At 42.1% G+C, this 13,180-nt stretch carries 11 protein-coding genes; 3 read left to right on the top strand and 8 right to left on the bottom strand.

Annotated elements, in window-relative coordinates; genetic code table 11:
• Nucleotides 1-47 precede the first annotated feature (47 nt).
• The 3 genes from VLA57_RS01070 to dinB all read right to left on the bottom strand — a co-directional run bounded on the left by VLA57_RS01070 (nt 48) and on the right by dinB (nt 4,483).
• Nucleotides 48-1,853, bottom strand: coding sequence for a type IV pilus assembly protein FimV (locus VLA57_RS01070; protein WP_333954074.1), 1,806 nt, complete (start codon nt 1,851-1,853; stop codon nt 48-50).
• A 120-nt stretch (nt 1,854-1,973) separates the two neighbouring features.
• Nucleotides 1,974-3,191 carry a tRNA preQ1(34) S-adenosylmethionine ribosyltransferase-isomerase QueA gene (gene queA / locus VLA57_RS01065; protein ID WP_333954073.1) on the bottom strand — a complete coding sequence of 406 codons (1,218 nt, stop codon included), beginning with the start codon at nt 3,189-3,191 and terminating at the stop codon, nt 1,974-1,976.
• A gap of 176 nt (nt 3,192-3,367) precedes the next feature.
• Nucleotides 3,368-4,483, bottom strand: coding sequence for a DNA polymerase IV (gene dinB / locus VLA57_RS01060; RefSeq protein WP_333954072.1), 1,116 nt, complete (start codon nt 4,481-4,483; stop codon nt 3,368-3,370).
• A gap of 566 nt (nt 4,484-5,049) precedes the next feature.
• Here dinB and VLA57_RS01055 point away from each other — a divergent pair.
• Entirely contained in the window at nt 5,050-5,295 is a 246-nt protein-coding gene (locus tag VLA57_RS01055; RefSeq protein WP_227673011.1) for a hypothetical protein, read from the top strand.
• Nucleotides 5,296-5,399: 104 nt separating this feature from the next.
• Here the strand turns inward: VLA57_RS01055 and maiA are convergent, their stop codons facing one another.
• Nucleotides 5,400-6,044 carry a maleylacetoacetate isomerase gene (gene maiA, locus VLA57_RS01050; protein ID WP_333954463.1) on the bottom strand — a complete coding sequence of 215 codons (645 nt, stop codon included), beginning with the start codon at nt 6,042-6,044 and terminating at the stop codon, nt 5,400-5,402.
• 171 nt (nt 6,045-6,215) lie between these two features.
• Here maiA and VLA57_RS01045 point away from each other — a divergent pair, with 171 nt between their 5' ends.
• Nucleotides 6,216-7,076, top strand: coding sequence for an IclR family transcriptional regulator (locus tag VLA57_RS01045; RefSeq protein WP_333954071.1), 861 nt, complete (start codon nt 6,216-6,218; stop codon nt 7,074-7,076).
• 64 nt (nt 7,077-7,140) lie between these two features.
• Here the strand turns inward: VLA57_RS01045 and VLA57_RS01040 are convergent, their stop codons facing one another.
• The 4 genes from VLA57_RS01040 to VLA57_RS01025 all read right to left on the bottom strand — a co-directional run bounded on the left by VLA57_RS01040 (nt 7,141) and on the right by VLA57_RS01025 (nt 11,731).
• Nucleotides 7,141-7,716, bottom strand: coding sequence for a VOC family protein (locus VLA57_RS01040; protein WP_020443703.1), 576 nt, complete (start codon nt 7,714-7,716; stop codon nt 7,141-7,143).
• A 154-nt stretch (nt 7,717-7,870) separates the two neighbouring features.
• A complete protein-coding gene (fahA, locus tag VLA57_RS01035) occupies nt 7,871-9,160 on the bottom strand; it encodes a fumarylacetoacetase (protein ID WP_333954070.1) in 1,290 nt (429 codons plus the stop codon).
• Nucleotides 9,161-9,415: 255 nt separating this feature from the next.
• A complete protein-coding gene (locus VLA57_RS01030; protein WP_011513886.1) occupies nt 9,416-10,612 on the bottom strand; it encodes an amino acid aminotransferase in 1,197 nt (398 codons plus the stop codon).
• Between the two features lie 189 nt (nt 10,613-10,801).
• Nucleotides 10,802-11,731, bottom strand: coding sequence for a LysR family transcriptional regulator (locus VLA57_RS01025; RefSeq protein WP_333954069.1), 930 nt, complete (start codon nt 11,729-11,731; stop codon nt 10,802-10,804).
• Between the two features lie 154 nt (nt 11,732-11,885).
• Here VLA57_RS01025 and hppD point away from each other — a divergent pair, with 154 nt between their 5' ends.
• Nucleotides 11,886-12,992 (top strand): 4-hydroxyphenylpyruvate dioxygenase, encoded by a 1,107-nt coding sequence (gene hppD / locus VLA57_RS01020; RefSeq protein ID WP_020443699.1) that lies wholly within the window; start codon nt 11,886-11,888, stop codon nt 12,990-12,992.
• Nucleotides 12,993-13,180: the final 188 nt, after the last annotated feature.

The following is a 13,180-nucleotide window of genomic DNA, read 5'->3' as shown; positions in this document are numbered from 1 at the left end:
ACTCCCACGCCTACGATCAGAGCTGCTTGCATTGATCTGTTAGGCAGTTATTGATTGCGTAATTTTTTGAGACGAGCTTGCAGCTCAGCCAGTTTTCGATTTTGTAATTGTAATTTGCGAGTATAGCTCTCAAGCGTACCACTAGTTTTTGATAACTGCTGCGCTTGTGAAGCGGTACTTTGTCTTGATGATTTAAGCAGGCTTAACACTTCCATGCTAAGTCCGTTACCTGTTGCCATGCCTGCTTTGGTTTTAGTGCCATCTGCGCTGCCTTCATGACCGGGAGCAAGGACAGAAAACTGCGCCTTTGGTAAAATTTGAGTCTTAGTGGTCGCCGGCTTTTCAGTATGTTTTGTTGCTTGCGTATTGTCACCTTTGGACACAGGATTTGATGCAGTTGGTTTTTTTGCGACAGGTGTATTGGCGCCTCTATATTGCCTTTGAGCACTGATAGCAGCTTCAAGTTTTTGCTGGGAAGGTAGCGCATCATAATTAGGTAAACTCAACTGTGCATCTGCTTTTAATTGATTGGCGTTTCTATTGATAAAAGCGTCAGGATTTTGCGTCTGAATTTCTTTCATAACGGTTTGAACGTCGATATTGTTCTTCTCTGCGATTTGCTGTGCAATCACCCACAAGTTGTCGTTACGCTGCACGGTATAATTGATCTCGCTACTAGCTGACTCATCTGATACTTGGCTTGAAGTGTTTTTTGCTGCGGCCGACGTTTTAGGCGTCACTGCTTTCTGCCAAACATTCGAGTTAGGGGGAATATTGTTGAGTGGGGCTGTAGCGACCATATTATTACTATCATTTGGGATAATAGCTTTATTTTTATTGGTGAAAGCTGCTTCATTCGGCGTCAGGGTTTTGAGCGCCATAGGACTAGCAACCATCATATCTGTATTGTTTTGACTCTTCGGCTGTATCTGACGAGTAATTTGTATATTTAAAATATCGAACTGTTTATCAATCTCGCTAGTAGCAGAAAGCGTACTATTTGATGAAACGGTTAAAGCTGTATTATTGTCATTATTTGCGCCCGCCATGACACTATCGTTTTTTATATCAATAGGATTATTTAATCGACCGTTTTCTAAACGGCTAGGCGCATAGGTTGTGATATTGCTTTGTGTCGTTGTTGCAACTGCTGTTGGTAAGCCAGAGGGTATAGCTGTTGCTTGAAGGCTTGGTATTTGTGAGCTTGACGCTTGGATACTTGGCGTTTGAATAACAGGTACTCGTATATTCGGCGATTGAACATTGCGCTCGGGTAATGTTTCAGCCTTTAGTGTAGGTTTCGATGAACCAGATGATAATAAAGGTGGCGGTGCACCATTTCTAACCGTCAATGGCTGCGCGTTAGTTGTAGAAACCACGGGTAAATTAGGCTTTTTTGCGCCTGTTACGATATTTTTAGAAGTCGCAATCGGCAAGCTATCATTAAGCGGCATCAGTAATGTTTTTGGAATAACATTACGCTGATTGCCATCATTAATTGCTAGAACCACATCAGCAAAGGGTTTGGACATAGGCTTGGTGGTGGTAATAAAAACTTGACCACTTGTAGCTGAAGTCGGATGAAAGCGTACGATCATGGAATCAGTTGGGGTTAGACCCATTTGCTGATAAATGGCAGAATTTGCCAAACTGGCTGAAAAATCCGTGTTTTCAATATCAGTGACCATAATACTGGCAACTAAAGGTTCGTGCTGAGCTGAAATAACAACTGTTTTGCCAATGTTTGCTGCTTGGGCGCTAGATACTAAGGCTGCATAACTTATTGAATAAAACAATGCCATCGATACTGCGCGATGTATGCTAGTCAAGCGATAAGATAAATGACAAGACATATGCAGCCCTTTGGAGTAGAAGTTGTCTGTGTTGTTATAACAAAATACTGTTTAGTTTACCAGTTTATTCCACTGCTGTTGTGACCAATAGTTCAATTGCATGTTTAATATTTACACACATCAGTCAACTTTTTTATCAAGCAGCATGGCATCACCATAACTAAAAAATCGATACTCGGATTCGATGGCATGTTGATAAGCTTCTTCAATAGATTTTTTTGTCGCAAATGCGGATACTAGCATCAGCAACGTAGACTTTGGCAAGTGAAAATTGGTCAGTAGCTTATCTACGACGCCAAACTCAAAACCGGGATATATAAAAATCTCGGTATCACCTGCCCAGCCAGAGAGCGGCTGTCCATCGACTGCAGTTTGTTGGTAGGCCGTTTCAAGGACACGTGTGACAGTAGTCCCAATAGCAATGACTTGCTTGCCATTGGCATGGGTCTGATTGATAAGGTCGGCAGTGGCTTGAGGCAGGTGTGCATATTCGCTATGCATCGTATGATTCAGCAGGTTCTCTGTTTTTACCGGAGCAAAAGTACCTGCGCCGACATGCAGTGTAACAAAAGCGGTTTGAATACCTTTTGCCGCCAGCTTTTCTAATACAATATCGTCAAAATGTAAGCTTGCTGTCGGGGCAGCGACGCTGGCAAGCTTAGCAGGGTCATGAAAAACAGTCTGATAGCGAGTATTGTCGGTCGCATCGGCATGGCGTTCGAAATAGGGTGGAATAGGCAGCTCACCATAACGCTCTAAGTCAGGCAAAATGGGCGTATCAAAAGCCAAGATAAATAAGTTCTCTTGGCGTCCAATCATGACACCAGTCATATGACTATCAGCAAGTACAAGACCTTGTCCAAGCTTCAACGCTTTACTGGCTTTAACATGACAAAGAGCGATATGCTTTTTTGCAATAACCTTCATGTCTATGATGTCAGAGTTTGACGTTATTGTGTCTAGATCCGCGCTATTTAAGTCGGATAGAGCGACCAAACGCTCTATTAATACTTCAATCTTTCCACCGGTATCTTTTTGACCAAATAAGCGCGCTTTCATCACCTTGGTATCGTTAAAAACAATCAAGTCGCCTGCATTAAGTAATTCTGGCAACTCAGAAAACAGCTTATCTTCAACTTCAACCTGACGATTAGCATTGTTAGCAGGCAAATAAAGTAGCTTTGACGCGGAGCGCTGTGCCAATGGATAACGGGCAATCAGCTGGTCTGGTAGTTCATAATCATAATCATCAACACTTAGATACTCTAAAATATCGTCATTATGACTGGCAGTAATTTCAGAGTTATTATTTAAGGTTTGAGGTTCAGAATCAGTCATAAGAAAGTCTTTCGATAGGTGGGAATTTTGAAGGCAATTGTAGCAGAAATGAGGATATGAAAGAATGTTTTACTAAGTAGGACTTTTTTATTTACCTCTAAATATAAATAAAATAGCCTAAGTAAAAAATTGAGATATTTATTTAGGAAAACTCTCTAAAGAATTCAGGCGAAAAATCATTCAAATAAATTTAATTGTGGCGTGACTTGCGTTGCAGATGTCAGTGAGGAAAATGTCACACCAACCAATCGAATAGGAAGAGTACGCGGAATGTCCAAAAATAGCTTATCTAAGCAAAAGTGAGCGGATTCTGCGCTATCAAATGCCTTCGATAAGGTATGCGAGCGCGTGACTTGAGTAAAATCTGCGTATTTGACCTTTAGAGTAATAGTATAGGCAATGAGCTGTTTTTTGTGCAGCTGACTAAAGGCATCAGCATTTTGTTCATAGACTTGTATTTTTAGTTCATTATCATCCGTTAAGTTTTCTCTAAACGTAGTCTCAGAGCCAACCGATTTGTGTGTACGCTCAGACTTGACCGCACGCTCGTCACGTCCATGAGCGATATCATGATAAAACTGTCCACGCTTACCGAACTCATTGACTAGTATGGCAGCTGGCGTACGCCGAAGGTCAGCGCCGTTACTAACACCCATTGCATGCAGGCGTTTGGCCGTTGCCTTACCAATACCGTGGAAGCGTTCAATAGGCAAAGTGCTGATAAAGGCATCAGCATCCGCTGGCGTGATGACCGCTGTGCCATTAGGTTTATTAATATCAGAGGCAATTTTCGCCAGCATTTTATTAAATGAGACACCGGCAGAGGCGTTTAGACCCGTTTGTTCTAAAATCTGCGCTCGTAACCAATTTGCCATTAACGTGGCTGAGCCTTGATGAACAGACAATCCAGTAACATCCAAATAGGCTTCATCTAATGATAACGGCTCAACATGTGGGGTCAGACTGTGCATGATACGACGTATCTCAACACTAACAGCACGGTAAACATCAAAGCGCGGCGATACAAATATCACGTCAGGACAGCGCTTTCTGGCTTCATAGCATGACATGGCGGAGCGTACGCCAAACTTACGAACTTCATAGCTGGCTGCCGCAACCACACCGCGACCATTGGGATCGCCGCCAACCACCAATGGCTTGCCACGTAGCTCAGGGAAATCGCGCTGTTCTACACTGGCATAAAAAGCATCCATATCGATATGAATGATTTTGCGAAGGTTAGATTGGCTAACGGCAGGCTTAGTGTTTGTTGTTGTAACATGTATTGTCATAAAACTATTTTACCTGATTTTTCGCACCGATTTTGGTCTCTAATACTCACTCAAAAATTGAGAAATGTTACATAGGTTAATAAAAAACAAGATTTTCATTAGGGTTTTTAACTACTGAAAACTATTCTAAAAATTTAATATCGATAGTGCATCATCATCGTTCATTTAATCGATAATATTCAAAGAACTATTAGGTTATAAGGTGCCAAATCTGATAAATATGCATGCCACTTAGTAATATTTTTAAATGTACTGACCGTTCATATTCATATCTTGACCATTCATCGGAAATACTATATCTGGTTGTTACACTTTTGCTTGCATAGCGTTACAATAAGACAGCTAGGATACAAAGCGTTTATAGAATAGAGCAAGAAAGGTAAATCATCGTTAAATATAGGCATAATTTTTGATGGGTACAGATGAGTAGCAAATGGATTTGCATCGCTTATATTAAGCTCATCGCTTTAGCAACGATAAAGATCATTAATAAATATCAGTATAGAAAACCCTATATTTCATGACGAATAGCTCAAACTATGGTGAGAGAAGTTAAGGAGCTGGGTATGAATAATGAGTTGAGAGGAAGCGATTTAACACGCGCATTGCTTGCACGAGGTGACAAACAAATATGGTGCGCAGTCGATGATGACAGTGACGAACAAGCGATGATGGATCATTGTGGTAACGATTTTACCGCTTATATTGTCGAATTTAAAGATGGCTGTTTTTACTGTAATTGTGGTACGGCTTGGCTGTTCGCAGTACCCATAAAAACAGTGGCTGCAACACAATATGATATGAATATTTGAATAGCCTATTTTCCATACTTTAAGTTAGAGAGTATAAATGGCAATAGCACCACTATATTTTCAGAAAAAAGCCTCCGATTTAGGAGGCTTTTTTGCAGCTTATATCAAGCATTTGGTGCATCAGGCTGCACCATAGGGTCGGCGTCGGCAAAAGCCTTTAATGTTCGACAGTGGGCGTCGATCGCAACGATATTTGGATAAGCACTGAGATCTACCTTGAAGCGTTCGGCAGAAGAGACCTGCGGAATCAGATAACAATCTGCAAAAGTAGGGCTGTCGCCATAGCAGAATTTACCGCGTGTTTTGTCTTGTGCCAAGCGTTTTTCGAGAGCGTCAAAACCTTCACTCATCCAGCGATGGCACCAAGCCATGACTTGATCTTCATCTACTGACAGCTCATTACGTAGATACTGCAAAACACGTCGGTTATTTAGCGGATGGATATCACAGCCAATCATAGCGCTCAAAGCCCTTACTTGCATGCGACCTGCTGCGTCTTTGGGCAACAGAGGATGCTCAGGGTAGACCTCTTCTAACCACTCCAAAATAGCAGGACTTTGATACAACCATAAATCATTTACTTGTACGACGGGTACCAAGCCTTGAGGATTAATAGATTGAAAGACGGCTTCTAATTGCTCATCTTTTGCTAAATTAACCGCAATGTAATCGTAATCTAACTGCTTTAAATTCATTGCGATACGTGTACGGTAAGAGGTACTACTGCGAAAGTAGCCATAAAGTGTCATCATATGCATTCCTTTTATTATGCTGTGTTGTGAGTAAGATAAAGGGTTATAATTACTGAGCTTACTAATGTCTTAAAGAGTAAAAGATACCTATTATGACATTAAGTCTTTATTTCAATTTTCTAATATTGTATTGATAACGCATTCAGTTAATCATTCACAGAGTAAACCATGCCAGCAGCTGAAAACCTGATAGAAAATCTTCCTACGATGAATAAAAACCAAGGCGGCGTACAATCGCTTGAGATTGGGCTGTCGATATTAGACGTGCTCATCGATTGTAATGAGCCGATGATGCTAAAGGATATTGCACAAGCCATGCAAATGCATCCAGCAAAGTGCCACCGTTATTTGGTCAGTCTTATTCGTAAACACTATGCTCGCCAGCTCAGTGATGGACGTTATGGACTTGGTGATAGAGTTCATGCAATGGGCGCGCTAGGAGCAGTAGGTCATAGTGGGTTTAATCAAAATAATATCTTGGATCGTCTGACGCATATTGCTAATGAGATCAAAGACACGCTTAATTGTGGTGTACAAATCGCTAAATGGTTTAGCGAAGGTCCTATTATCATTCAATCTGTTGAACCAGATAGCGCTATTAGTATTATTACTCGTATCGGATCGCGTATGCCCTTGACCACGTCGGCTACAGGCCATTTGTTCGCAAGCTATCAGCCAGATACCATTATCAAACCCTTGGTCATCGCAGAATGGCAGGCGAAGCAAGAGCAAGCAATAACGGAGAAATGGCAGCACTTTAACCAGTTGCGAGCGAAAGTTCGTACCCAAGGCTATGCGACTGTTACTGGTGATATGTTAATGGGGATTAATGCGATTACTATTCCCGTTATCATACCGCAGCGTGATAACAATATAAGTCCATCAAGTAATAGCAAGCTATCAACCGATAGCGTGCCATTAGAGTATGCCATTACTATTATTGGTACCACAGAGCAGTTGCCCATGAGTGATCAGCGTAATGTGGTCGAGCAAATATTAGCAATTGCACAACGTTATCAAATAGTGTAGCTCGTAAAATAGCTAAAAATTATCTTAGCTATTTTATAAAGAATAATCTAAACGCTAAAAAATATTACTCACCGGCAGGCGCGACTTCTCGTGCTTCAGCCAGCTCCTCTGCATGTAAAAACTGAGTATGTGCTGGCGCACGTTTGGTACGTGACCATTCGTCCAGCATCTCATATTTCATCTCTTCAGTAATCATCGAAACTTTTTCTTCTGAGGTAATATCATCGTAAGTAAGCTCCATACGATGTCCATTAGGATCGAAGAAATAGATAGAATGGAAGATGCCATGATTCGTCACACCGACCACGTCGATGCCGTTTTCTTCCAAATGCTTTTTAGCTGCCATTAAGGCATCACGGTCTTTTACCTTCATCGCTAGATGTTGTACCCAGCTTGGCGTATTAGGGTCAAAGCCCATTTCAGGCTGATTAGGCACTTCAAAAAATGCCAATACATTGCCATTGCCCGCATCTAAAAACACATGCATATAAGGGTCAAAGGCTTTGGTCGAAGGTACATGATCCTCAGCGAATGCTAGGATGAAATCCATATTCAGATATTTTTTATACCATTCAACGGTTTCTTTAGCGTCTTTGCAGCGATAGGCCACATGATGGATTTTTTCAATTTTAAAACTCATATCAAACTCCTTTTGATAGGGCGTACAATTTGTATCAATCGGTTGGCTGTTAGTAATTATGAATATAAATCATTGACACCTAACAGCGTAACGCTATCGTTTGCACGCCTTTTTATACATAAACGTTTACTATATAAAGGTCGACAAATAAGTACTATTTGTCAAAATCGAAGGTAAGGGCAGGCAATACTTTGCCGCGTACTTCACCAAAGCCAACACGAATACCATCTTTTTCGCTATAGCCTTTCATGATGACCGTGTCACCATCTTCGATAAAGCTGCGTGTCTTACCGCCTTGGAGGGTGACAGGTTTGGTTGCATTCCACGCAATCTCTAACATCGAGCCATAAGAATCAGGCGTCGGTCCTGAGATAGTCCCTGAACCCATCATATCGCCCACTTCTACTTTACAGCCAGTAATAGTATGGTGAGTCAACTGCTGCGCCATTGACCAGTACATATATTTAAAATTGGTTTCGCAAACCACCGTTGCTTCTTCAGCATTTTCAGGCAATAGTTCTACTGATAAATGGATATCATAACTATTATTGCTGTCTTTTTCGTTTAGATAAGCAAGCGGCTTTGGTTCTTGCGTTGGGCATGGCATCTTGAACGGTGCTAAGGCTTCCATCGTCACAATCCAAGGAGACACTTCAGAGGCAAAAGTTTTGGCGTTAAATGGACCTAACGGCACATATTCCCATTTTTGAATGTCACGAGCTGACCAATCGTTTAGCAAAACCATACCAAAAATATGATCAATAGCATTATCTACGGCAATTGGTTGACCAATATTATTACCTTTGCCAACGACAAATGCCGTTTCAAGCTCAAAGTCCAGACGCTTACAAGGTGAGAAAATAGGGCGGTCATCGGCATTGGGTTTTAGCTGACCCGATGGACGTATCACATCTGTACCACTGACGATGACGGTGCTGGCGCGTCCGTTATAACCTACTGGCATCTCAGTCCAGTTAGGCAATAAGGCGTTACTTGGGTCACGGAACATAGTACCGACGTTGGTTGCGTGTTCTTTAGACGAATAGAAATCGGTAAAGCCGGGCACTTGAACCGGCAAATGCATAGTGACATCTGATTGTTGAAATAGGGCTTTTTGCTGCAAATCTGTGTTGTCACGTAAAGTATCGCAATCACTAGAGAGTAGCGTTTGAATCGTTTTACGCGCTTTGCTCCAATTGTCTCGACCAGAATTAATAAAGGCGTTTAACGTGTTTTGATCGAAATATGAACCACCGTCTAAACTCAATAGCCCTTCAGCTTCAAGTACCGATAAGTCTAATACTTGCTCACCAATAGCCACGCCAGCGCGACGTTTGCCGTCAGTACTTTCACTAAAAATGCCATAAGGCAGATTATGAATAGAGAAGTCAGAATCGGTTGCAATATCGAGGAAAGATGAGAGGTTTTTGTCAATCGTTGACATGATCGGCTCCTTGCTAAAGCGAATATTAAATTACGTTATAATTAACTACTTACGTATAATGTAATTTATAGCGTAATCGATTGCAAGTTTTTTTATGTGCTCGTTCTATAAATTGATTGAGTTTTGACCGAGACTAAAAGCTATTTGGTTATTGTTTTTGCTAAAAATATCACCACTACGAAATCCAACGCATGAAAAAAGGCTAAGTAATGATACTTAGCCTTTGTTTATATTTTAATAAAAGCGATGAGGGAATTAATCTTTTAAAACGTCAACCATCGCATTGGCAACATAGTCGATATTGGTACTGTTTAAGCCGGCAACACACATACGCGAGTTCGATACCATGTAGATACCATACTTGCTTTGTAGTTGTGCAACTTGTTCAGGCGTTAGACCTGTAAAGCTAAACATACCGTTCTGGGCGGTCAAGTAATCAAAGCTACGACCTGGGATTTTTTCTTCTAATACTGATTTGAGTTTGGTACGCATAGATTTGATACGGTCACGCATCGCATATACTTCGCCAACCCATTGCTCATGTAGCGCTTCGTCGTTCATAACGATATCAACCACGCGACCACCATGTGATGGCGGGCTTGAGTAGATACGACGTACCGTAGAGTTCAGCTGACCAAAGACGCGATCAGTTTCATCTACCGTTGGGCAAACAACTGATAGACCACCGACACGCTCGCCATATAGCGATAAGTTTTTAGAGAATGAGTTACTCACAAACAATGGCAGACCCATATCGACGGCTTTACGAATCGCGTAAGCATCGCTGTCCATATCTTCACCAAAGCCTTGATAAGCGATGTCCATAAACGGAATCAGCTCGCGTGCTTGAATGACGTTTAGGACTTGATCCCATTGCTCGCGAGTCAAATCAACGCCCGTAGGGTTATGACAGCAAGGATGAAGCAGCAGAACATCATCTTTATTCAATGTCTCAAAAAACGCGATCATCTCATCAAATTTGATGCCACCAGTAGCAGTATCGTAGTACGGGTATTTACCGACTTCGACGTCAGACCCTTCAAAAATAGCAATGTGATTGCCCCATGTAGGGTCGCTCACGTAACACTTAGACTGCGGGAACCATTCGTGGATGAATTCTGCGCCGACTTTTAGTGCACCAGAGCCACCGATGGTCGCGATAGTAGCCACTAAGCCATCTTGTAAAATCTGAGCGTCTTTACCAAACAGCAATTCTTGACAGCCTTTGCGATGTCCTGGTAAACCTGCCATTGGTAAGTACGGACGCGGCGAGATAGGGTCAGCAATACGTTGTTCAGCGGTTTTCACACACTCAAGTACTGGCATTTTGCCATCTTCGTCATAATAGACACCGACACCCAAATTGACTTTATCTGGGTTGTTATCGGCTGCAAATTTGTCCATCAATCCTAAGATTGGGTCGCCGGCATAGTAATCGATACGTTCAAACATGTGTTTTCCTTACAAGGGATATAAGTACAAAGGTATAAGTTGAGGCGCTAAAAAGCATAAACCAGTTTGGGCATTAACTCAATGTTAGATTCCATTATCCTCACCAATTCATGCATTTTTTGCCTAGTGATATCATTTTTTCTTGAATCATGGTTTAAATTGCTTTGATAAGGGGTATAAAGCTGGCTGTTAAATATTTTGCAAATCATCAAAATGGGTCGCAAAGTAGCCCTGCAAAAAATGCTTAAAAGCGATACTCGCCGGCGATAAAGCTCGCGATGAACGTTGGTAAATAAAGAATCGGCGCATTTTGACAGGTTGCGTCAAAGGTCGCATCTGCAAACCATTAGCGCTGACCCAGTCTATCACCTCAGGCATATAAGGCAGACACAAGGTAATACCAAAGCCTTGACGGGTCATCTCGAGCGCTGTCGACATAAAATTTACTTTATAGCGTGCTTGTTGTATGTGGTTTGCGATACGCTCATCAAGCTCTGCGGTCACTTGCTCAATAAATGGACCTTGCAGGGTAATGAGCGGCGTATCAATCAAATCTTGCCAAACAATCTCAGATTTACGTGCCAGAGCATGACTATCAGGCATGACCACACAGAATGGCAGCTGATATAACAAATCGGCGCTGATGTCATCTTCAGCGTCCATAAATTCAAGCTCAGTGCCCACGCCCAAATCCACCTCAATGTTTTGAATGTGTTCTAAGACATTTTCTGCTGAGCAATCGAGCAAAGACACGCTAATCTCAGGATATTCTTTGGCAAACTGAGCGATAACCGCTGGCATAGAGGAGGCCGCAAACTGTGATACAGCGAGCCTGACCTGACCTTGCGCTAAGCTCGTTAAGCTACTGGCTTCATTTTCAAACAGCTGCATCTCATTCAGAATGCGCCGCGCTTGCGGCAACAGATGACGTCCGACTGCCGACAAAGACAGCTGGCGTGTGGTGCGATCAAATAATACGATGCCAAGGCTAGATTCGAGCTCTTTTATCAATCCACTGACCGCAGATTGGGTCAAATGCATTTGGTCACTGGCACGAGTAAAACTGCCATTATCAGCGACACTGATAAAAGCGGTGAGTTGGCGAATGCTAATATTCATAAGTAAACCTGATAAATAAATCAAAAAATACGATTAGTCTTATAAATCAAGCTAATCTAATATAAATGCATCGTCAATAAGAATGATTGATGAAATCTATTTTTAGCTGATTTTTAGCGCTTTATACCACCAATTGCAATTAAGGATGATGACAATGGCAGATTTATTTGACAACCCTATGGGCCTACAAGGCTTCGATTTTGTTGAGTTCGTCTCACAAGAGCCTGAGCTTGTCGAAGAGCTGTTTCGCAACCTTGGCTTTACCCATGTCGCCAATCACCGCTCAAAAGATGTTGCCTTGTTTCGCCAAGGAGACATCAACCTCATATTAAACCGTGAGCCAAAAAGCCATGGCAGCTACTTTTTAGGTGAGCATGGCGCCGGTGCTTGTAGCATGGGTTTTCGTGTAAAAAATGCCCAACAAGCTTATGATTTGGCGATCGAAAACGGTGCTGAACCAGTCGATGTAAAAACAGGGGTGATGGAGTTACGTCTACCAGCAATCAAAGGTATCGGTGGCTCGCTCATTTATCTTATCGACCGCTTTACCGCTGGTAATTCTATCTATGACATCGATTTTGAATATCTGCCTGATGTTGATAAGCATCCAAAAGGCTTTGGCTTCAAAGTCATCGACCATCTAACGCATAACGTCTACCGTGGGCGCATGGCTTACTGGGCTGACTTCTACGAGCGTATCTTTAACTTCCGTGAAATCCGTTATTTCGATATTAAGGGTGAATACACTGGCTTGACCAGTAAAGCCATGACGGCGCCTGATGGCAAAATTCGTATCCCATTGAACGAAGAGTCGAAGCAGGGCGGCGGTCAGATCGAAGAGTACTTAATGCAATTTAATGGCGAAGGTATCCAGCATATCGCGCTATTGAGTGATGATTTATTGTCTAGCATCGACAAATTGCGAGAGATGGGCATTCCACTCATGACGGCACCAAATGATACTTATTATAAGATGCTTGATGAGCGTCTACCAGGTCATGGCGAGAATATCTCTGAGCTACAGATGCGCGGTATCTTGTTAGATGGCACGACCGAGGGCGATGTTCCGCGTCTGCTACTACAGATTTTCTCTGAAACTATCTTAGGTAGCCCAGTATTCTTTGAGTTTATCCAGCGTAAAGGCGACTACGAAGAAGGCTTCGGCGAAGGTAACTTTAAAGCATTGTTTGAATCAATCGAGCGCGACCAAGTACGCCGCGGTATGGTTGGTCAGACAGAGATAGAGACAGAAGCGCCATAATTTTCAGAGATTTCTTAAAAGTGCCTTTAAAAAAGCATTTTTAAACAAGTATCAAAAGGGCAAGATGAAAGGGGTTTATCTTGTCCTTACTACCTTTGTTACTCTGCTATTAATAATAAACGTTAAAAGCGAGGCAGACAAAGTAGATAAAGCAAATGACTGATACCAAGGTATTGGACTCATTGCAA

This window comes from Psychrobacter sp. S4(2024) (genome assembly GCF_036861305.1).
GTDB classification, from domain to species: Bacteria; Pseudomonadota; Gammaproteobacteria; order Pseudomonadales; family Moraxellaceae; genus Psychrobacter; species Psychrobacter cryohalolentis.
Note: the sequence above shows the minus strand (reverse complement) of the source record. Positions and strands in the feature narration are given on the sequence as shown.

Coding starts and splice junctions, on each gene's coding strand:
- VLA57_RS01070 (WP_333954074.1), bottom strand. CDS start 1,853: ATGTCTTGTCATTTATCTTATCGCTTGACTAGCATACATCGCGCAGTA.
- queA (WP_333954073.1), bottom strand. CDS start 3,191: ATGACTGATTCTGAACCTCAAACCTTAAATAATAACTCTGAAATTACT.
- dinB (WP_333954072.1), bottom strand. CDS start 4,483: ATGACAATACATGTTACAACAACAAACACTAAGCCTGCCGTTAGCCAA.
- VLA57_RS01055 (WP_227673011.1), top strand. CDS start 5,050: ATGAATAATGAGTTGAGAGGAAGCGATTTAACACGCGCATTGCTTGCA.
- maiA (WP_333954463.1), bottom strand. CDS start 6,044: ATGACACTTTATGGCTACTTTCGCAGTAGTACCTCTTACCGTACACGT.
- VLA57_RS01045 (WP_333954071.1), top strand. CDS start 6,216: ATGCCAGCAGCTGAAAACCTGATAGAAAATCTTCCTACGATGAATAAA.
- VLA57_RS01040 (WP_020443703.1), bottom strand. CDS start 7,716: ATGAGTTTTAAAATTGAAAAAATCCATCATGTGGCCTATCGCTGCAAA.
- fahA (WP_333954070.1), bottom strand. CDS start 9,160: ATGTCAACGATTGACAAAAACCTCTCATCTTTCCTCGATATTGCAACC.
- VLA57_RS01030 (WP_011513886.1), bottom strand. CDS start 10,612: ATGTTTGAACGTATCGATTACTATGCCGGCGACCCAATCTTAGGATTG.
- VLA57_RS01025 (WP_333954069.1), bottom strand. CDS start 11,731: ATGAATATTAGCATTCGCCAACTCACCGCTTTTATCAGTGTCGCTGAT.
- hppD (WP_020443699.1), top strand. CDS start 11,886: ATGGCAGATTTATTTGACAACCCTATGGGCCTACAAGGCTTCGATTTT.